We start from the raw sequence: 20,782 nt of genomic DNA, 5'->3' as shown, positions 1-20,782 counted from the left end.
GTAATGCCCGCGCTGTGGGAAGCGCGCTCATTAAATAACCATAAAAGCGGGACGTACAATGAATAAGAAGATTCACTCTCTGGCCTTGCTGGTCAATTTAGGGATTTATGGTGTCGCGCTGCCCGCTGTGGCAGACGACAAAACCGACTCTGCGCAGCACGAAGATACGATGGTGATCACCGCCGCCGAGCAGAATTTACAGGCGCCGGGCGTATCGACCATCACCGCCGACGAGATCCGCAAAAATCCGCCCGCGCGCGACGTGGCGGAAATCATCCGCACCATGCCGGGCGTTAACCTGACCGGAAACTCCACCAGCGGCCAGCGCGGGAACAACCGTCAGATTGACATTCGCGGCATGGGGCCGGAAAACACCCTGATCCTGATCGACGGCAAGCCGGTCACCAGCCGCAACTCTATTCGTCTGGGCTGGCGCGGCGAGCGCGACACCCGCGGCGATACCGGCTGGGTGCCGCCGGAGATGATCGAGCGCATCGAAGTGATCCGCGGTCCGGCCGCCGCGCGCTACGGCAACGGTGCGGCAGGCGGCGTGGTGAACATCATCACCAAAAAATTCGACGACCAGTGGCACGGCTCCTGGAACACCTACCTGAACGCGCCTGAACATAAAGATGAAGGTTCCACCAAACGCACCAACTTCAGCCTGAGCGGCCCACTGGGCGGCGACTTCAGCTTCCGCATGTTCGGTAACCTCGATAAAACCCAGGCCGACGCGTGGGACATCAACCAGGGTCACCAGTCCGATCGTACCGGTGCCTACGCCAACACCCTGCCGGCTGGCCGCGAGGGCGTGGAAAACAAAGACATCAACGGCGTGGTGCGCTGGGACTTCGCGCCCATGCAGTCCCTGGAGTTCGAAGCGGGCTACAGCCGCCAGAACAACCTCTACGCGGGCGACACGCAGAACACCAATAACGACAACGCGCTGGTGAAGAAAAACTACGGTAAAGAAACTAACCGTATTTATCGTCAGAATTTCGCGGTGACCTGGAACGGCGGCTGGGATAACGGCATCACCACCAGCAGCTGGGCGCAGTACGAACACACCCGCAACTCCCGCCTGGGCGAAGGGCTGGCGGGCGGGCTGGAAGGCCTGTTCAATAGCAATAAATTCACCGACACCGACCTGGCCGACGTAATGCTGCACAGTGAAATCAACCTGCCGATTGATTTCCTCGTCAACCAGAACCTGACCCTGGGAACCGAGTGGAACCAGCAGCGCATGAAGGACTCGACCTCCTTTACGCAAACCCAGCAGGGCGGCACCATTCCGGGCATGAGCGACGATCGAAGCCCGTACACCTCGGCGGAGATTTTCTCCCTGTTCGCGGAAAACAACATGGAGCTGACCGACAGCACCATGCTTACCCCGGCGCTGCGCTTCGACCATCACACCATCGTCGGCAACAACTGGAGCCCGTCGCTCAACCTGTCGCAGGGTCTGGGCGATGACTTTACGCTGAAGATGGGGATCGCGCGCGCCTACAAAGCGCCGAGCCTGTACCAGACCAACCCGAACTACCTGCTCTACAGCAAAGGCCAGGGCTGCTACGCCAGCTCCGACGGCGTGGGCTGCTACATGATGGGCAACGACGACCTGAAAGCGGAAACCAGCATCAACAAAGAGATTGGTCTGGAGTGGAAACGCGACGGCTGGCTGGCGGGCGTGACCTGGTTCCGCAACGACTATCGCAACAAGATCGAAGCGGGCTACGCGCCGATTGGCCAGACGTCCACCGGTAAAGTCACTACCGATATTTACCAGTGGGAAAACGTGCCGAAGGCGGTGGTCGAAGGGCTGGAAGGCTCCCTGAACGTGCCGGTCAGCGACACGATCAACTGGACCAACAACATCACCTACATGCTGCAGAGCAAGAACAAGGAGACCGGCGACCGTCTGTCGATCATTCCGGAGTACACGCTGAACTCAACCCTGAGCTGGCAGGTTCATCAGGACGTGTCGCTCCAGTCGACCTTTACCTGGTACGGCAAGCAGCAGCCGAAGAAGTACAACTACAAAGGTCAGCCTGTGACCGGGTCTGAGAAAGACGAAGTCAGCCCGTACAGCATCGTTGGCCTGAGCGCGACGTGGGACATGACCAAAAACGTCAGCCTGACCGGCGGCGTGGACAACGTCTTCGACAAGCGCCAGTGGCGCGCGGGTAATGCCCAGACGACCGGAAATGCAACCACAGGTGCGTATATGTACGGTGCGGGTGCGTATACGTATAATGAACCGGGTCGCACCTGGTACATGAGCGTGAATACGCGTTTCTGATACAGGCAGTAACTCCCCCCTCTCCCTGTGGGAGAGGGCCGGGGTGAGGGCATCAGGCCGCACTATTTGCTGATAGAGGAAAACCATGCACACCATCCACAGCACATTTTCTCTTGCCGGCCACATCGTCCACCACGTCACCTTCGATCCCACCACCTTCACCGACGCCGATCTCCTCTGGCTCCCTCACCACGCTGAGCTTTCAAACGCCGGGCGCAAACGTAAGGCCGAGCATCTTGCCGGACGCATCGCCACCGCGCATGCCTTACCCGATCGCATCGTTCCAGGCATCGGCCCCAGCGGCGAACCGCTCTGGGCGGAAGGGGTTTCGGGCAGCATTACCCACAGCGGCACGCAGGCGATGGCGGTTGTCGTCCGTCATCAAGATGCGCTCGTAGGTATTGATTGCGAAGCCATTCTTCCAGACCACGAAGCCCGCGAAATCCAGGACGGCATCGTTGATGCGCAGGAAGCGATGTGCCTGACGCACTCGGGCTACCCTTTTGCGCTGGCATTGACGCTCGCTTTTAGCGCAAAAGAGAGTTTGTTTAAAGCCCTCTTCCCGCAGGTGAAGATTTACATGAGTTTTGAGTGTGCGAGAGTCACAGAGGTAACGGAAAAAACAATCACGCTGGCGCTTTCGCGCCCGGCTGGACAATATCCTGAGGGTAAACGCTTCACCCTCGTCTGGCAACATGATAACGGGAACGTGTGGACACTGCTAAATGCCTGATGGCGCTGCGCTTATCAGGCCTGCGGTAAACCGGTTTTGTAGGCCGGGTAAGGCATCGCCGCCACCCGGCTTGAGGGCGACGGCGATGCCTTTATAGGTTATTCAGCTCAAATCTCAAACATCCGGGAACATCACGCTATTCCCCGGCGCTTCCCTGTGCAGATGGATAAAGTTCAGGTGCCGTTCATACTGGTCCAGAATGTCCGTAATCACCTGCTCCTTGCTGTAGTCCATTAAATCATTTCCCTGGCTCCCTTCCAGCAGGAAGGTCTCAAGCCGGTAGTAGGTCGATTTCCCGCTGCGCGCCCGGTAGGTAAAACCGGGCACCGAATACTGCTGCGGCCAGATCTGATAGACAAAGTTCTGCTCGTCGCCCATGTGCACCAGCAGGTCCAGGTGCCCCAGGGTCTCGCCCTCCTCCGGCGGCAGATTTTTCAGCTCCACGTACGCACCGCGCAGCTTCAGCTCCTGCGCCACCTCTTCCATTGCCGGGAAGCAGACCGTCTCCATCATCTGTTTGGTGTAGCGCGTGCCCGGGTAGTTCATCAGGCGCGAGAGGCGTTTCTTCCAGCTCAGCCTGTCCTGCGCGCCCATCGGACGCGGCGCGGTGTCGCGGCTGGCGCTGACGCGGCGGTAGTCTTCCACCTTAAGCGATTTATACAGCCCGGCCATCACGAAGAAGATGACGAAGCTGAACGGCAGGCCCATGATCACCGTGGTGTTCTGCAGCGCCGAGATGCCGTTGGTCATCAGCATGCCGAGCGTCAGCAGGCCGATGGCGACGGACCAGAAGATGCGCAGCCAGTTCGGCGCGTCGCTGTTGATGTCCTTCAGCTTCGAGGTGAAGTTGCCCAGCACCAGCGCGCCGGAATCTGCCGAGGTGACGTAGAACAGCAGGCCGGTGATAGTCGCCACGGAGGCGCTAAAGGTGAACGCCGGGTACTGCGCCAGCAGGCTGTAGAAGCCGCGCTCCGGGTGCGCCATCGCTTCCTGCGCGAAGGTTGCATTGCCGTGGATGATCTCATGCAGCGCGCTGTTGCCGAAAATCGACAGCCACAGCAGGGTAAAGGTGAACGGGATAATCAGCGTGCCCATCACAAACTGGCGGATGGTGCGGCCACGTGAAATACGCGCCAGGAACAGGCCGACAAACGGCGACCACGCCACCCACCACGCCCAGAAGAACAGCGTCCAGTTGTTCATCCACTCCACCGGACGGTCGAAGGCGAAGCTGTTCAGCGTCATGCCCATAAAGCGGTTGACGTAGTCGCCTACGTTGAGCACTAAGGCATTGAGCAGGAACGAGGTGTCGCCCATAAACAGCACGAACAGGATCAGGCCCAGCGCCAGCGCCACGTTCAGCTCGGACAGCACGCGGATGCCTTTATCCACGCCCGACGTCACCGAGATGGTGGCGATAATGACGGAGAGCGCAATCAGCGCCGCTTTGGCCGCCATCGAATCCGGGATATCAAACAGCACGCTCAGCCCGTAGTTGAGCTGCACCACGCCAATCCCGAGCGTCGTCGCAATACCGAAGATGGTGCCGATCACCGCCGCGATATCGACGCTGTGGCCAATCGGGCCGTTAATTTTTTTACCGAAAATCGGATACAGCGCGGAGCGGATGGTGAGGGGCAAATTATAACGATAGCTAAAGTATCCGAGCGCCATGCCCATCAGGGCGTACATCGACCAGCCCGTCAGGCCGTAGTGGAACAGCGTCCAGACCATCGCCTGGCGCGCGGCCTCCATCGTCTGCCCCGCCCCTTCCGGCGGCTGCATATACTGCGTGACCGGTTCCGCCACGGAGAAGAACATCAGATCGATGCCGATGCCCGCGGCAAACAGCATCGCGGCCCAGCTCAGCAGGCTGAACTCGGGCTTGGACTGCTCAGGCCCGAGCTTCACCGAGCCGAAGCGCGAGCAGGCAATGCAGACCACGAAGACGATATAGAGCGTCGCGGCCAGCAGATAGTACCAGCCGAAGGTCTTCGACACCCAGTTCAGGGTGCGCCCAATCCACTCGGCAGAAAAATCACGAAAGAAGATGGTCGTCAGGGAAAACAACAAAATCAGCCCGGCGGACGTATAAAAAACGACCGGGTTGATTTTGTCTTTTTCTCTGTCTTGTGAAAGGTCTGTCATCCAGTATCCCCACTGTTTTTGTAACTATTAAAATCCAAATCCGCAACAATTAAGACACATTTTATATTGAACGTCCAATCAAAAACCGCTTTAATGTATTACCAACGCTGATGAATGGAGTGGCAAAAATGCCCAAAGTGGGGATGCAGCCGATCCGGCGCAGGCAGCTTATCGACGCCACGCTGGAAGCAATAAATGAAGTGGGAATGCACGACGCGACGATCGCGCAGATCGCCCGTCGGGCGGGCGTTTCCACGGGGATCATCAGTCACTACTTCAAAGACAAAAACGGTCTGCTGGAAGCGACCATGCGCGACATCACCGGCCAGCTGCGCGACGCGGTTTTGAGCCGCTTACGCGCCCTGCCGAACGCCAGCGCGGAGCAGCGCCTGCAGGCAATTGTCGGCGGCAATTTTGATGAAACCCAGACCAGCAGTGCGGCAATGAAGGCCTGGCTGGCCTTCTGGGCGAGCAGTATGCACCAGCCGATGCTGTACCGCCTGCAGCAGGTGAGCAGCCGTCGTCTGCTGTCGAACCTGGTGTACGAGTTCCGCCGTGAGCTGCCGCGAGAACAGGCCGAAGAGGCGGGCTACGGCCTGGCGGCCCTGATCGACGGGCTGTGGCTGCGCGCCGCGCTGAGCGGCAAGCCGCTGGATAAAACCCTGGCGCAGTCGCTTACCAGCCACTTTATCAGCCAGCATTTACCGACCGAATAACCGAGGAGAAATTATGTCCCGAATGGCAGAACAGCAGCTTTATATCAATGGTGGTTATACCTCCGCCACCAGCGGTCGCACCTTCGAGACCATCAACCCGGCCAACGGTGAAGTCCTGGCGAGCGTACAGGCCGCCGGACGCGAAGACGTGGACCGCGCCGTCGAAAGCGCAAAACGCGGGCAAAAAATCTGGGCGGCGATGACCGCCATGGAGCGCTCGCGCGTTCTGCGTCGCGCCGTCGATATCCTGCGCGAGCGCAACGATGAGCTGGCGAAGCTGGAAACCCTCGACACCGGTAAAGCGTATTCCGAAACCTCCACCGTCGATATCGTCACCGGCGCGGACGTGCTGGAGTACTACGCGGGGCTGATCCCGGCGCTGGAAGGCAGCCAGATCCCGCTGCGCGACACCTCGTTCGTCTACACCCGCCGCGAGCCGCTGGGCGTGGTGGCGGGCATCGGGGCGTGGAACTACCCGATCCAGATCGCCCTGTGGAAATCCGCCCCGGCGCTGGCGGCGGGCAACGCAATGATCTTCAAGCCGAGCGAAGTGACGCCGCTCACCGCCCTGAAGCTCGCAGAAATCTACACCGAAGCGGGCGTGCCGGACGGCGTATTTAACGTCCTGCCGGGCGTGGGCGCGGAGACCGGCCAGTACCTGACCGAGCATCCGGGCATCGCGAAAGTCTCCTTCACCGGCGGCGTCGCCAGCGGCAAAAAGGTGATGGCCAACTCGGCGGCCTCGTCCCTGAAAGAGGTGACGATGGAGCTGGGCGGTAAATCCCCGCTGATTATTTTCGACGACGCCGATCTGGATCTCGCGGCAGACATCGCCATGATGGCGAACTTCTTCAGCTCCGGCCAGGTGTGCACCAACGGCACCCGCGTGTTCGTGCCCGCGAAATTCAAGGCCGCGTTTGAGCAGAAAATCGTCGAGCGCGTGGGCCGCATCCGCGCGGGCGATCTGTTCGATGAACGCACCAACTTCGGCCCGATGGTCAGCTTCCCGCACCGCGACAGCGTGCTGCGCTACATCGCCAAAGGCAAAGAGGAAGGCGCGCGCGTGCTGTGCGGCGGCGACGCGCTGAGGGGCGAAGGCTTCGACAACGGCGCGTGGGTCGCCCCGACCGTGTTCACCGACTGCACCGACGAGATGACCATCGTGCGCGAAGAGATCTTCGGCCCGGTGATGTCCATCCTCACCTATGAATCCGATGAAGAAGCCATTCGCCGCGCCAACGACACCGACTACGGTCTGGCGGCGGGCATCGTCACTGCCGACCTGAACCGCGCGCACGGCGCCATTCATCAGCTCGAAGCGGGCATCTGCTGGATCAACACCTGGGGTGAATCCGCCGCAGAGATGCCGGTCGGCGGTTACAAACACTCCGGTATTGGCCGCGAGAACGGCGTGATGACGCTGCAGAGCTACACCCAGGTGAAGTCCATCCAGGTTGAGATGGGTAAATTCCAGTCCATATTTTAACCGGGAGGTTTATTTGCAATTTGACTACATCATTATCGGGGCCGGCTCTGCCGGCAACGTGCTGGCAACGCGACTGACTGAAGATCCGAATACTACCGTCCTGCTGCTTGAGGCGGGCGGGCCGGACTACCGCTTTGACTTCCGCACCCAGATGCCCGCCGCGCTGGCGTTTCCGCTGCAGGGCAAGCGCTACAACTGGGCGTATGAAACCGAGCCAGAGCCTTACATGAACAACCGCCGCATGGAGTGCGGACGCGGCAAAGGGCTGGGCGGCTCGTCGCTGATCAACGGCATGTGCTACATCCGCGGTAACGCGATGGATCTCGACAACTGGGCGAAAGAATCTGGCCTTGAGCACTGGAGCTACCTCAACTGCCTGCCCTACTATCGCAAGGCAGAGACGCGCGACGTGGGGCCGAACGACTATCACGGCGGCGACGGTCCGGTGAGCGTCACCACCTCGAAACCGGGCGTGAACCCGCTGTTTGAGGCGATGGTGGAGGCGGGCGTGCAGGCGGGCTACCCGCGCACAGACGATCTCAACGGCTATCAGCAGGAAGGCTTCGGCCCGATGGACCGCACGGTCACGCCGCAGGGCCGACGCGCCAGCACCGCGCGCGGCTATCTGGACCAGGCAAAGCAGCGTCCGAACCTGACCATCCGCACCCACGCCATGACCGATCATATTATTTTTGACGGCAAGCGCGCGGTGGGCGTCGAGTGGCTGGAGGGCGAAAGCACTATCCCGTCCAGAGCGACGGCGAATAAAGAGGTGCTGCTGTGTGCGGGCGCGATTGCCTCCCCGCAGATCCTCCAGCGCTCCGGCGTGGGCAACGCGGAGCTGCTGAAGCAGTTCGATATCCCGCTGGTGCACGACCTGCCCGGCGTGGGCGAAAACCTGCAGGATCACCTGGAGATGTACCTCCAGTACGAATGCAAAGAGCCGGTCTCCCTCTACCCTGCCCTGCAGTGGTGGAACCAGCCGAAGATTGGCGCCGAGTGGCTGTTTGGCGGCACCGGCGTGGGCGCGAGCAACCACTTCGAAGCGGGCGGTTTTATCCGCAGCCGCGAAGAGTTCGAATGGCCGAACATTCAGTACCACTTCCTGCCGGTAGCGATTAACTACAACGGTTCGAACGCGGTAAAAGAGCACGGCTTCCAGTGCCACGTCGGCTCCATGCGCTCCCCGAGCCGCGGCCACGTGCGCATCAAGTCCCGCGATCCGCACCAGCATCCGGCGATTCTGTTCAACTATATGTCCCACGAGCAGGACTGGCAGGAGTTCCGCGACGCGATCCGCATCACGCGTGAGATCATGCACCAGCCCGCGCTGGACAAATATCGCGGTCGCGAAATCAGCCCGGGTATCGAATGCCAGACCGACGAGCAGCTGGACGAATTCGTGCGTAACCACGCCGAAACGGCCTTCCACCCGTGCGGCACCTGCAAGATGGGTTACGACGAGATGGCGGTGGTCGACGGCGAAGGCCGCGTTCACGGGCTTGAAGGGCTGCGCGTGGTGGATGCGTCGATCATGCCGCAGATCATCACCGGCAACCTGAACGCCACCACTATTATGATTGGCGAAAAAATTGCCGACGCAATCCGCGGGCGCGAGCCGCTGGCGAAGAGCACCGCGGCGTATTATGTGGCGAACGGGGCGCCGGTTCGACGCTGAAAATATTTCTCCTTACACTGGCCCTCTCCCCATAGGCTGAGGGATCCCCAGTAATTTTTAAGCAGCAGCAATAATGTTGTTTAAGAACGACTGAAGCCTTTCAGCGATGCCCTGGTCCGGCTGTAAATCGCTGAGGCGTTTGCCTTCCGGCCGGGGCGAGGCGCATGGATGCGCCGAGAGGGCGGGCTTTACAGGGACGTTACCTCCGCCCGTCCCCGATAAGCCGGAAGGAATACGCCGAGGGCACCGCGAAGCGGCGATTTACCGCCGGGAGCCCGGGTCGCCAGGGTGGTGGCGACTGAGCCACCCTGGCACGTTCACCGGTTACGGGGTTACAGAGTAGCAAGGAACATAAAGTGAACGGAATGACCACCACAGCTGTATGTTCCCCTCACCCTAACCCTCTCCCCGGAGGGGCGAGGGGACTGTTCCGTGCTGGCATTACTTTGTGGGGCCCCCTCAGCCCCATAGGGGATTAACCTACCCCCCCAAAAATTTATTTTCATTTGCCTGCATCCAGTTTCCCCCCTGCCCTCGTATGTGAGTATGTGAGCAACGCCTTTGCTCCTTAATCCGAGGATAAATGATGAAAAAGCTACTCAGTGTTGCATTCGTATCCAGCGCTTTATTCTTCTGCGCAGGCGCATCAGCGGCCATGACGTCTGGCTCCGTAATGGTGGGCGGAGCGGAAATGTTCCCTGGCAAAAACATTGTTGAAAACGCCGTGAACTCAAAAGATCACACCACGCTGGTGGCGGCGGTGAAAGCGGCCGGGCTGGTGGATACGCTGCAGAGCAAAGGGCCCTTCACCGTTTTTGCGCCCACCGATGCGGCATTTGCAAAATTACCTGCGGGTACGGTGGACAATCTGGTGAAGCCGGAAAATAAAGCGCTGCTCACCAGTATCCTGACCTATCACGTGGTTGCGGGTAATTACGATATGAAAGCGCTGGAGCAGAAAATTAAACAGGACGGCGGCCACGCGGAGCTGAAAACCGTTAACGGTCAACCGCTGTGGATCATGAGTAACGGCCCGCACAACATTCAGCTCAAGGATGGCAAAGGTAACGTGGCGAATATCAGTACCTATGACGTCCATCAGAAAAATGGCGTGATCGATGTGATTGATACCGTCCTGATGCCTAAGTAGTTGTCTATACTTCGGAAGTGTGACGTTGCCTTCCGGGAAAAACATGGATAACGCGCAGGCTCAACAGCAGTTGAAATTAATGCAGGCGATCGCTAACGGCGATCGCCGCGCATTTGAACAACTTTACCGACTCACATCGCCTCACCTGTTTGCCGTCGCGCTGCGCATGCTTCATCATCGCGCCTGGGCAGAAGAGATCCTTCACGACTGTTTTGTCACCGTCTGGAGTAAAGCCGAAACCTATAACGCCGCCCTGAGCTCTCCGATGACCTGGCTTACGCATATTGTTCGCAACCGCTGTGTTGACTGGCTGCGCAGCGGGCAAACCCGGGCTGCCGCCCGCGAGGAGTCGTATTCCGAAGAGAGTCTGCTGAGCGAAAACGATGAGCAAAACAACTGGCACGACGACGCGCAGGCAGCACGGCTCAGGCACTGTCTGGATCATTTGAGTCATGAACAGCGCCAGAGCATTACGCTCGCCTACTATCAGGGCATGTCCCACAGCGACATTGCCGACTGGCTCCAGCAGCCCGTGGGCTCGGTAAAAAGCTGGATCCGCCGCGCGATGGATCATCTTCGGGAGTGCGTGGGCCTATGAATGACAGCGAAAAATGCGATGACATGCTGGCTGCGGAGTATGCCCTCGGTACCCTGCGCGGAGGGGCGCGGCTTCAGTTCCAGAAAAGACTTGCCGCTGAGCCCGGTCTGGCCGCCCGCGTGGCGTACTGGCAGGAGACGTTCTGCACGCTCGACAGTCATCTCGCGCCCGTTAACCCACCCGAGACGGTGTGGAAGCGGATCGCCCTCGATCTGCCGCCTAAGAAGCCTTTGCGCCAAAGCCGGCCTTATCTCGGCTGGATGGTCGCGGCCGGCATCGCCGCCGTTAGCGCGGTAGCGTGGTATTCCACCCGCACGCCGGAACTCGCACCGCTGATGGTGCTCAACGATGCCCAACAGCACGGGCAATGGATCGTCAGTGCGGACAGTAGCCGCCAGTATCTGAGCATCACCCCTCTCAGACCGAACGCTGTCGCGGCGCAAAACAGCCTGCAGCTTTGGCTTATTCCTGCCGGGAAGGCCCCGATATCCCTTGGGCTGCTGCAAAGTGATATACCGACTCATGTTGCCCTCAGGAACAACACCCTTACCCCTGACGCGATGATAGCCATAAGCCTTGAACCTGAGGGGGGATCACCCACCGGTCAACCCACCGGCCCCGTGCTGTACAGCGGCAAGATTTAATCCTCCGGCCTTGTTCGCAGGGCCGCGCGCCTCTTAATCTGCCTTCCCCGGCTTTACGCCCGCGTGATAAGAAAAGAGAGATTTTTCAATACTCAATCCTGTACATAATATTGACTGTTACATATAAGAATTAAATATTAGCACCGCAATCAATTTTATTATTTGAAACTTTATTGACACTCTCCCTGCAACTCCATTAAGTTTAAATCGAATGCTATTTAATTCGATATATACAATATATTTTTAAAAAGGGTTAAAGAATTCGTCATCATTCTTTAATCCTTCTCTGCATTTTATTTTTTTTGAATCACACAACAGTGAGATAAGATCATGAATAATAGTGCAAACAAAGTTGTTGTTATCACCGGTGCCAGCAGCGGTATTGGTGAGGCCATTGCCCTTCATCTGGCAAATAAACCTTTCTCTCTGGTGCTGGTTGCCCGTCGTCTGGAGAGAATTAACGCCCTGGTGGATCGCATTATTCAGCAGGGCGGCCGGGCGATTGCCGTGAAGGCGGACGTGACCCGACAGGAGGAGGTTCAGCGCGCGATTGACGCTGCCGTCGTCGCGTACCAGCGCGTCGACGTGCTGATCAACAACGCGGGCTTTATGGCGATTGCCCCCCTCAGCGAGCTGAAAACCGATGAGTGGGACCGGATGATCGATACCAATATCAAAGGCGTGCTGTACGGTATCGCAGCGGCATTCCCGGTATTCCAGCGCCAGGGGAGCGGACACTTTATTAACGTGGCCTCCGTGGCGGGTATCAAGGTCCTTGCCCCCGGCGGCGTGGTGTACAGCGCCACGAAATTCGCCGTCCGCGCCCTGAGTGAAGGCTTACGTCAGGAAGCGGGGAAAACCGTTCGGACGACCCTTATTTCCCCCGGCGCCGTTGAAAGCGAGCTGCAGTTTGGCAGCTCTGATGCCCCGAGCAAACAGTTCCTGCATGAATTTTATAAGCAGGCTATTCCGGCAGAGTCGATTGCCAGAGCCGTATTATTTGCTATCGAACAGCCTGGCGACGTTGATGTAAATGAAATAATTGTCCGTCCTACGCAGGAAGAATTTTAGCATGAGTTAAATAACGCTGAATGAGGTGTCATTATGATTAAATCATTAACGTCCATATCAGATTTAAATATGCGATCGGGTGCCGATATTCTCCTTGAAGTGCTGGAGAGTGAAGGTGTGGAATATATTTTTGGCAACCCCGGAACCACCGAACTCCCGCTCATTGATGCCCTTCTTCGCCATGAAAATATTCACTATATTCTGGCACTCCAGGAGAGCAGCGTGGTCGCCATTGCAGACGGCTACGCGAAAGCCTCCGGCAAGACCGGTTTTATCAATTTGCATACCGCCAGCGGTCTTGGGCACGGCATGGGGAATCTCATTAATTCGCGGATCATGAAAACGCCGCTGGTTGTCACCGTCGGGCAACAGGACACGCGGCACTACGTGCGCGACCCGCTCCTGTACGATGACATTGTCTCCATTGGATCGCCGGTGGTGAAATGGGCGCAGGAGGTCACCAGCGCCGATCAGCTCCCGGTTCTTGTGCGCCGCGCCTTTCACGCCGCCAGCTACCCTCCCGCGGGTCCGGTGCTGCTATCCCTGCCAATGAACGTGATGGAAGAGCTGAGCGACGCCGGGATACAAACGGCCTCTAAAGTGAACTACCACACCGTGGCGGGCTCGCTGGACGAACTGGCCGAAGAGTTGAGCCAGGTTACGCCCGGCAGGATCATGATTGTGGCGGGGGATGAAGTTCACTCCAGCGGCTCGACGCAGGAGATTGTCCAGCTTGCGGAAGCGCTCGGTGCCCACGTCTACGGCTCCTCCTGGCCGTTGAATTTGCCCTTCCCCACGCAGCACGCGCTCTGGCGCGGCAATATGCCCACCACCGCAAATGAAATCGCCAGCGTCGTTAATGCCTACGATGCGGTGTTTATCATCGGCGGCAGAAGCCTGATTACCATTTTGTATAGCGAGGGCGAGGCCATTCCGGAAACCTGCGCGGTGTATCAGCTCTCGGCGGATATGAACGAGCTGGGACGCACCTACGCCACCCGCCTCTCGGTGATGGGGGATATAAAACTCTCCCTGAAGGAACTGTTGCCGAAGCTTGAGCAACGCCGGGTGGCAAGCAAATTGACGCATCAGCGGCTGCTCAAAGCGGCACGCGCAGAACGTGAAAAAGAGTGGCAACTGCAGGAAGAGCGCCTGGCAGCCGAGCGGCTGCGCCCGGCGATTTCGCCGATGGTCGCGGCCTACGAGGTGATAAAGTCCGTTCCGCCTGGCATAACGATTGTCGACGAAGCGATTGCAACGGCCAGACACGTTCGCCGGTTTATCTCCGACCAGCAGCACCCGCGCTATTACTTTATGCGCGGCGGCGGTCTGGGCTGGGGAATGCCTGCAGCAGTCGGTCACTCGCTGGGGCTGGGGCGCGAGCCGGTTGTGTGTCTGGTTGGCGACGGCGCCTCCCTGTACTCGCCGCAGGCGCTCTGGACGGCGGCGCACGAAAATCTGCCCGTCACCTTTATCGTGATGAATAACCTGGAGTACAACATCCTGAAAAACTTCATGAAAGGACAGCCGGGCTACAGTTCGACAAAGCTGGGTCGTTTTATCGGGATGGATCTGATTAACCCGCGAATTGATTTCCAGTCGCTGGGCGCCGCGATGGGTATCCGCTGCTGCCAGGTGACCCAGGCCGCGGATATCGCCACGGCGGTGACGCAGGGGCTACAGTCCGGAAAAACCAATTTGATTGAAATTGCCATTTCCGCAGATTGATCGACCGTTTCAGATGTACCCTACATAAAACACTTATAACCGAAACGCCTCAAGCCGCTTAATCTGCCGCCCTTCCCCGTCAAAATTCTCCGCCGCCAGCCAGGCGCGCAGCTCGGCGTCTCTTTGCGGCCATTCGCCGTCAATAATAGAAAGCATATCGCTGTCGCGGTTGCGCCCTTTGCGCACCAGCTTCTGGCGCAGGCGTCCTTCCCAGACAAATCCCAGCCGCTCCGCCGCATTGCGTGACGCAATGTTCATGGAATCGCACTTCCACTCGACGCGCCGGTAGCCGTGCTCAAACGCATTTTTCAGCAGCAGCCACACCGTTTCGGTACCCATCCGGGTTCCTTTCATCTTGCGCGACCAGGTCACGTGCCCGATCTCCACCGACCCCAGCAGCCGCTCGTTAGCCATATAGCTCACCAGCCCCACCGCGCGTTCGGTGCGTAAATCAATGACGGCAAACGGCACCAGCTCATCGTCCATAACCTTAGCCACGATCCAGTGCGCGGTGGCTTCCACGCTCGCTGGCTGCGTGCTGGCAAGCCACGTCCAGTCGCTGTCGTCGCCCAGCGCGTAGGCCTCATAGAGATCGGCCGCGTGGCGATCGTCATCCAGCGGCTCCAGGCGGCAATACTGGCCGAACAGCGGCGTGCGGGTTAATACGCGCGCGCCTCTCCAGTCTGGAACGATATCGTTAACGGTTTGACCATGTTGATTGATTTCGGGCACGGCGGTGACTCCCTGAAAGGTAAGGAGTTTGTTATAGCAGGTTAAAAAGCGGGCGAAAAGCAGCGTATTTTAATAGCCCGAGCGCATGCGATATTCCCGCAAGATATAAGCAAAGCTGAATTTCGACTTTGCGGAATTTAAGAGTCGACCTAACGTAGCGGAGCATAAAACAATCACAATATATTCTTCTCAGGGATCGCTATGACGAAAAAACTGTTGCCGTTACTGGTGCTGGCTGCGCTCTCAGGCGCTGTCCACGCCGCTACTCCGCCCAACACGCTGGTTGTTGCCCAGGGGCTTGATGACATCGTGAGCCTCGACCCGGCCGAAGCCAACGAGCTTTCCAGCATCCAGACCGTGCCTAGCCTGTATCAGCGCCTGGTACAGCCGGACCGCGATAACCCGGAAAAAATCACCCCAATTTTGGCAGAAAGCTGGGAAGCGGACGCGGCAGCAAAAACGCTGACGATCAAACTTAAGCCCGATGCCAGATTCGCCTCCGGCAACCCGCTGCGCCCGGAAGACGTGATTTTCTCTTACACCCGCGCCGTGACGCTGAACAAATCCCCGGCATTCATCCTGAACGTGCTGGGCTGGGACGCGAGCAACATCGCCAGCCAGCTGAAAAAGGTGGACGACCATACCCTCCAGCTTCACTGGACGGCGGACGTTAGCCCGTCGGTGGCGCTGAATATTCTCTCCACGCCGATTGCCTCCATCGTCGATGAAAAGCAGGTCGCGGCAAACGTGAAGGATAATGACTTTGGTAACGCCTGGCTGAAAATGCACTCGGCGGGCAGCGGAGCGTTCAAAATGCGCGTCTATCAGCCGCATCAGGCTATCGTGCTGGAAGCCAACGACTCCGCCCCCGGCGGTGCGCCGAAGCTCAAAAGCATCATCATTAAAAACGTCCCCGACCCGGCTTCGCGCCGACTGCTGATCCAGCAGGGTGATGCGGACGTGGCGCGCGATCTCGGTGCAGATCAGATAAGCGCCCTGGACGACAAGCCGGGCGTTAAGGTGCTGAGCATTCCGTCCGCCGAGCAAAATTACCTGGTGTTTAACACCGGCAACAGCGCCAACCCGCTGCTGAACAACCCGGCGTTCTGGGAAGCCTCGCGCTGGCTGGTGGACTATGAGGGTATCACCAAAAACCTGCTGAAAGGCCAGTACTTTGTTCACCAGAGCTTCCTGCCGGTCGGGCTGCCGGGCGCGCTGGAAGACAACCCGTTTAAGTTTGACCCGGCAAAAGCGAAAGCCATTCTCGCCAAAGCGGGCATTAAAGACGCGCACTTCACGCTGGACGTGGAGAACAAGCCGCCGTTTATCACCATCGCCCAGTCCATGCAGGCGAGCTTTGCTCAGGGCGGCGTGAAGGTCGATCTGCTGCCTGCCGCCGGGAGCCAGGTCTATGCCCGCGTGCGCGCGAAGCAGCATCAGGCGGCGATCCGTCTGTGGATCCCGGACTATTTCGACGCGCACTCTAACGCCAGCGCCTTTGCGTGGAACGACGGCAAATCCAGCACCGTGGCCGGGCTGAACGGCTGGAAAATCCCGGAGCTGAACAAAGCCACGCTGGCGGCGGTAGCCGAGCCGGATCCGGCGAAGCGTCTGGATCTGTATAAGACGATGCAGGAGCAGCTGCAGCAGAGTTCGCCGTACGTGTTCGTCGATCAGGGTAAAACCCAGATCGTGGTGCGCGATAACGTGAAGGGGTATCAGCAGGGGCTGAACGCGGATATGGTCTGGTACGATCGCGTAACGAAGTAGCCCTTCTCCTTCTCCCTCTCCCAGAGGGAGAGGGGGTCGTCCGTGCATATTTTCAGGATAATGTTTTCCCATGCCACATCTTTCCACCCGCGTGCTCCAGGGTCTGCTGACCCTGCTGCTCACGCTCCTCGGGCTGCTGCTCGTCACGTTTGCGCTGTCGGCGTTTTCACCTGTCGATCGCGTGCTGCAGATCGTGGGCGATCACGCCAGCCAGTCAACCTACGATCAGGTTCGCCACCAGCTTGGGCTGGATCGCCCCCTGCCCGTGCAGTTCTGGCACTACCTGCAAAATCTTGCCCACGGTGATTTAGGCACGGCCACCGCCACCGGGCAGCCGGTGCTGCAGGACCTGCTGCACGCGTTCCCCGCCACGCTGGAGCTGGCGACGCTGGCCTTAATCATCGGCGCCGTGCTCGGCGTGATTGCCGGGGTGCTGTGCGCCCGCTACGCCGGTTCACCGCTCGATCTCGCCATCAGAACCCTCACCCTGCTCGGCAACTCGGTGCCCATTTTCTGGCTCGGCCTGCTGATGCTGGCCCTGTTCTACGCGAAGCTGCAGTGGAGCGCGGGTCCCGGCAGGCTGGATGATATCTGGCAGTTTACCGTCGAGCCGCGCACCGGCTTTGCGCTGGTGGATACCTGGCTTTCCGGCGATCGCGAGGCGTTCCGCAACGCCCTCAGCCACCTGGTGCTGCCGGTGCTGCTGCTGGCCTATTACTCGCTGGCGAGCATCACGCGCCTGACGCGTTCCGCCTGCCTGAGCGAAATGAACAAAGAGTACATCCTGCTTGCCCGCGCCAAGGGCGCCGGGGAGATAGCCATCCTGCTGCGCCACGTGCTGCCGAACATTCGCGGCACCCTGCTGACGGTGATCGCGCTGGCCTACACCAGCATGCTGGAAGGCGCGGTACTGACCGAAACCGTCTTCTCCTGGCCGGGAATCGGGCGCTACCTCACCACCGCCCTGTTCGCCGGAGACACCACCGCCGTCATGGGCGGCACGCTGCTGATTGGCGTCTGCTTTGTGCTGATCAATAACCTTACCGACCTGCTCGTGCGGGCGACCGATCCCAGGGTGCGCTGATGCCGTTTTATCTTTTCTTACGCCGCCTGCGCCGCTCCCCCGCCGCGTTTTGCGGGCTGATTGCCATCGCGCTGCTGGTAGCTATCGCCCTGTTCGCGCCGTGGCTAGCGCCGCTTGACCCGAACTGGCAGGACGCCGCCGCGCGCCTGCAGGCACCGAACAGCCAGCACTGGCTGGGCACCGACAGCTACGGGCGCGACCTGCTTTCGCGCCTGATTTACGGCACCCGTCCGGCGCTCGGGCTGGTGGCGTTAGTCACCGTAATCACCCTGCCCGCCGGGCTGCTGGTGGGGATTTTGTCCGGCTACTATGGCGGCTGGATGGAGCGCATCCTGATGCGCTTTACCGACGTGGTGATGTCGATGCCGCGCCTGATCCTCGCCTTCGCGTTTGTGGCGATGCTTGGCCCGGGGCTGGTTAACGGCGCGCTGGCGCTGGCCTTAACCACCTGGCCCGCCTACGCGCGGCAGGCGCGGAGTGAAATTCAGCGCCTGCGCCACAGCGACTATCTCGCCGCCGCCGAGATGATGGGCATTCGCGGCCCGCGCCTGCTGGTCGGGCATATTCTGCCCCTGTGCCTGCCGTCCGCGATTGTGCGTCTGGCGCTGGATCTGGCGGGGATTATTCTGGCGGCTGCCGGTCTGGGCTTCCTCGGCCTTGGCGCACGCCCTCCAATGGCCGAATGGGGCGCGATGATTGCCGACGGCATGCAGGTCATTTTCGACCAGTGGTGGATTGCCGCCGTTCCGGGTGGTGCGATTCTGTTTGCCAGCCTGGCCTTTAACCTGCTGGGCGATGGCCTGCGCGACGTACTGGAGCCACAGCATGACTGAACAACGCGTCATCGTCGATGCGCTGAATATCGACTACCCCGCCGCGCGCGTGGTCAACAGCCTGAGCTTCACGCTGGGCAACGAGCGGCTGGCGCTGGTGGGGGAATCCGGCTCGGGCAAATCGATGTCCGCCCGCGCCCTGATGGGGCTGGTGCGTAAGCCCGGCATCGTGAGCGCGAACCGGCTTAACGTGCTCGACAACGACCTGCTGACCCTGAGCACCCGCCGCTGGCAGGCGCTGCGCGGTAACGGGATTGCGATGGTCCTGCAGGACCCGCGCTACGCGCTGAATCCGGTGCAAAACGTCGCCGCTCAGCTTGATGAGGCGCTGACCCTGCATCAGCGCCTGCCCCGCGCCGAGCGCCTGGCGCGCATTCACGACATTATCCGCGCCGTCGGGCTCAACGAACATGTCCTCACGCGCTACCCCGGCGAACTCTCCGGCGGCATGGGCCAGCGGGTGATGATTGCCATTGCGCTGATCAACAACCCGCAGGTGCTGATTGCCGACGAACCCACCTCCGCGCTGGACGCCCGCCTGCGCAACCAGATCCTCGAACTGCTGGTGCAGCAGAGCGAAGAGCGCCAGATGGCGATGCTGTTAATCAGCCACGATCTGCCGCTGGTGGCGGAACACTGTGACCGCGTGCTGGTGATGTACCAGGGCGAGAAGGTCGATGAGATGGCGGCGAACCGGCTGCCCCAGGCGACGCACCCGTACACCCGCACCCTGTGGACCTGCCGACCCAATGCGGAAACGTTCGGCCAGATGCTGCCGACGCTGGACCGCACGCAGCCGTGGAAGGAGGCCGATAATGACGCTCGTTGAGGTTAACGCTCTCCAGGTGAGCTTCGGGGAGAAAACGGCGGTGTCCGCCGCCAGCTTTGCCATCGAGAAAGGCGAAACCTTCAGCCTGATCGGCGAATCCGGATGCGGGAAATCGACTATTCTGCGCGTGCTGGCGGGGCTGCAGCGCGAGTGGAACGGCCGCATTTCGCTCCTGGGAGACGCGCTTCGGCCTGGGCTACGTTTTGAAGGCGAGCTTCGCCGCAACGTGCAGATGGTGTTTCAGGATCCGTGGGCGTCGCTGCACCCGAACCACACCGTTGCGCGCACGCTGTCGGAGCCGTTAAACATCCACGGCGAAACGCAGATTGCGGAGAAAGTGGCGGATGCGCTGCAGCAGGTGGGGCTTTCCGCTGAGGCGGGCAAGCGTTATCCGCATCAGCTTTCCGGCGGACAGCGCCAGCGCGTGGCGATTGCCCGCGCGCTGCTGCTGCGCCCGCAGCTTCTGCTGCTGGACGAGCCGACCTCGGCGCTGGATATGTCGGTGCAAGCGGAGATCCTGAACCTGCTCAATCGCCTGAAAGCCGAGCACGGCATGACCTACCTGCTGGTGAGCCACGATGCGGACGTGATTGCGCATATGTCCGACCGGGCGGCGTTTATGGCTCACGGGGAGATCCAGAGGGTGTTTGACCGCGAGGCGATGTTGCGGGGCGAGCACCGGATGGGGTAAGCGCGCGCGGCGATGCCCGGTGGCGCTGCGCTTACCGGGCCTACGTTTCGTGCCGCGTTGATGGTTTTTCGTAGGCCGGGTAAGGCATCGCCGCCACCCGGCAAAACGTTACTTAAGCAGCTTCACCGTGGCATCAATGTCGATCTCATCTTCGGTGAAGATCAGCGTCGTATTCTGGAAGGTGGTGATCGCCAGCTTCTTCACCGTGCGCATTTCGCCCGGCTTTTTCTCGGATTTCGGCTTGATGCTGTTCATCAGCAGCCCCACCGACAGCACCGCGTTCTCTTTGTCGATTTTGGTATCAGCCGGCTCTTCTTCGTTAAACACCACGAAGGATTTGATCGAGGAGAGCTTCACGCGCTCGCCCGCAATAAAGAGATGTTTGCTTTCGGGGATCACCTTCACCGCATAGGCGGAAAGGCCTTTGTTGTTGGTGGTCGGCTCAAAGGTCACCGCGGCATCTTTCTTAATCAGATCGGGGTTCGCGACCTTAATCACATGAAAATAGCGGTTGTCGCCGTTTTCATCTTTGATAAATCCAAAGCCTTTATCTTTAAACCACGTTGTGATTGTACCGTTCATCGCTGTTACC

General features: G+C 59.6%; 18 protein-coding genes. 15 read left to right on the top strand and 3 right to left on the bottom strand.

Going from position 1 to position 20,782, the window contains the following annotated elements:
* Positions 1 to 58: 58 nt before the first annotated feature.
* The gene (locus ACJ69_RS01340) at positions 59 to 2,299 is read left to right on the top strand and encodes a TonB-dependent siderophore receptor (RefSeq protein ID WP_029742144.1); all 2,241 of its coding nucleotides are present in this window, start codon (positions 59 to 61) and stop codon (positions 2,297 to 2,299) included.
* An 85-nt stretch (positions 2,300 to 2,384) separates the two neighbouring features.
* Positions 2,385 to 3,032 (top strand): enterobactin synthase subunit EntD, encoded by a 648-nt coding sequence (gene entD / locus ACJ69_RS01335; protein ID WP_054830165.1) that lies wholly within the window; start codon positions 2,385 to 2,387, stop codon positions 3,030 to 3,032.
* A 114-nt stretch (positions 3,033 to 3,146) separates the two neighbouring features.
* Here the strand turns inward: entD and betT are convergent, their stop codons facing one another.
* On the bottom strand, positions 3,147 to 5,180 hold the full coding sequence (betT, locus tag ACJ69_RS01330) for a choline BCCT transporter BetT (protein ID WP_029741651.1): 2,034 nt from the start codon (positions 5,178 to 5,180) through the stop codon (positions 3,147 to 3,149).
* 128 nt (positions 5,181 to 5,308) lie between these two features.
* On the opposite strand from betT, the gene betI reads away from it, so the two are divergent.
* The 8 genes from betI to ACJ69_RS01290 all read left to right on the top strand — a co-directional run bounded on the left by betI (position 5,309) and on the right by ACJ69_RS01290 (position 14,251).
* Complete coding sequence (gene betI, locus ACJ69_RS01325; RefSeq protein ID WP_059346312.1) at positions 5,309 to 5,896, top strand: transcriptional regulator BetI; 588 nt, start codon at positions 5,309 to 5,311, stop codon at positions 5,894 to 5,896.
* Between the two features lie 13 nt (positions 5,897 to 5,909).
* A complete protein-coding gene (gene betB, locus ACJ69_RS01320; protein WP_059346311.1) occupies positions 5,910 to 7,382 on the top strand; it encodes a betaine-aldehyde dehydrogenase in 1,473 nt (490 codons plus the stop codon).
* A gap of 13 nt (positions 7,383 to 7,395) precedes the next feature.
* Positions 7,396 to 9,060 carry a choline dehydrogenase gene (betA, locus tag ACJ69_RS01315; RefSeq protein ID WP_059346310.1) on the top strand — a complete coding sequence of 555 codons (1,665 nt, stop codon included), beginning with the start codon at positions 7,396 to 7,398 and terminating at the stop codon, positions 9,058 to 9,060.
* 586 nt (positions 9,061 to 9,646) lie between these two features.
* Positions 9,647 to 10,210 (top strand): fasciclin domain-containing protein, encoded by a 564-nt coding sequence (locus ACJ69_RS01310; RefSeq protein ID WP_054830164.1) that lies wholly within the window; start codon positions 9,647 to 9,649, stop codon positions 10,208 to 10,210.
* Between the two features lie 43 nt (positions 10,211 to 10,253).
* Entirely contained in the window at positions 10,254 to 10,808 is a 555-nt protein-coding gene (locus ACJ69_RS01305) for an RNA polymerase sigma factor (protein WP_059346309.1), read from the top strand.
* On the top strand, positions 10,805 to 11,452 hold the full coding sequence (locus ACJ69_RS01300; protein WP_059346308.1) for an anti-sigma factor: 648 nt from the start codon (positions 10,805 to 10,807) through the stop codon (positions 11,450 to 11,452). The genes ACJ69_RS01305 and ACJ69_RS01300 overlap by 4 nt, the downstream gene beginning before the upstream one ends.
* Before the next feature lie 330 nt (positions 11,453 to 11,782).
* The gene (locus ACJ69_RS01295; protein ID WP_059346307.1) at positions 11,783 to 12,523 is read left to right on the top strand and encodes an SDR family oxidoreductase; all 741 of its coding nucleotides are present in this window, start codon (positions 11,783 to 11,785) and stop codon (positions 12,521 to 12,523) included.
* Positions 12,524 to 12,556: 33 nt separating this feature from the next.
* On the top strand, positions 12,557 to 14,251 hold the full coding sequence (locus ACJ69_RS01290; RefSeq protein WP_059346306.1) for a thiamine pyrophosphate-binding protein: 1,695 nt from the start codon (positions 12,557 to 12,559) through the stop codon (positions 14,249 to 14,251).
* Positions 14,252 to 14,284: 33 nt separating this feature from the next.
* Here ACJ69_RS01290 and ACJ69_RS01285 read toward each other — a convergent pair whose 3' ends face one another.
* Positions 14,285 to 14,983 (bottom strand): GNAT family N-acetyltransferase, encoded by a 699-nt coding sequence (locus ACJ69_RS01285; RefSeq protein ID WP_059346305.1) that lies wholly within the window; start codon positions 14,981 to 14,983, stop codon positions 14,285 to 14,287.
* A gap of 201 nt (positions 14,984 to 15,184) precedes the next feature.
* Between ACJ69_RS01285 and ACJ69_RS01280 the strand changes: the two genes are divergently transcribed.
* The 5 genes from ACJ69_RS01280 (at position 15,185) to ACJ69_RS01260 (ending at position 20,190) form a co-directional block, all read left to right on the top strand.
* Positions 15,185 to 16,753, top strand: a complete 1,569-nt coding sequence (locus tag ACJ69_RS01280; protein WP_059346304.1) for an ABC transporter substrate-binding protein — start codon at positions 15,185 to 15,187, stop codon at positions 16,751 to 16,753.
* Between the two features lie 70 nt (positions 16,754 to 16,823).
* Entirely contained in the window at positions 16,824 to 17,837 is a 1,014-nt protein-coding gene (locus tag ACJ69_RS01275) for an ABC transporter permease (RefSeq protein ID WP_059346303.1), read from the top strand.
* Positions 17,837 to 18,670 carry an ABC transporter permease gene (locus ACJ69_RS01270; RefSeq protein ID WP_059346302.1) on the top strand — a complete coding sequence of 278 codons (834 nt, stop codon included), beginning with the start codon at positions 17,837 to 17,839 and terminating at the stop codon, positions 18,668 to 18,670. The genes ACJ69_RS01275 and ACJ69_RS01270 overlap by 1 nt, the downstream gene beginning before the upstream one ends.
* Entirely contained in the window at positions 18,663 to 19,499 is an 837-nt protein-coding gene (locus ACJ69_RS01265) for an ABC transporter ATP-binding protein (protein ID WP_059346301.1), read from the top strand. The genes ACJ69_RS01270 and ACJ69_RS01265 overlap by 8 nt, the downstream gene beginning before the upstream one ends.
* Positions 19,486 to 20,190 (top strand): ABC transporter ATP-binding protein, encoded by a 705-nt coding sequence (locus ACJ69_RS01260; RefSeq protein WP_054830163.1) that lies wholly within the window; start codon positions 19,486 to 19,488, stop codon positions 20,188 to 20,190. Before ACJ69_RS01265 ends, ACJ69_RS01260 begins: the two co-directional genes overlap by 14 nt.
* A 108-nt stretch (positions 20,191 to 20,298) precedes the next feature.
* Here the strand turns inward: ACJ69_RS01260 and ACJ69_RS01255 are convergent, their stop codons facing one another.
* A complete protein-coding gene (locus ACJ69_RS01255; RefSeq protein WP_023310683.1) occupies positions 20,299 to 20,772 on the bottom strand; it encodes a cold-shock protein in 474 nt (157 codons plus the stop codon).
* Positions 20,773 to 20,782 lie beyond the last annotated feature (10 nt).

Source organism: Enterobacter asburiae (assembly GCF_001521715.1).
GTDB lineage: Bacteria > Pseudomonadota > Gammaproteobacteria > Enterobacterales > Enterobacteriaceae > Enterobacter > Enterobacter asburiae.
Note: the sequence above shows the minus strand (reverse complement) of the source record. Positions and strands in the feature narration are given on the sequence as shown.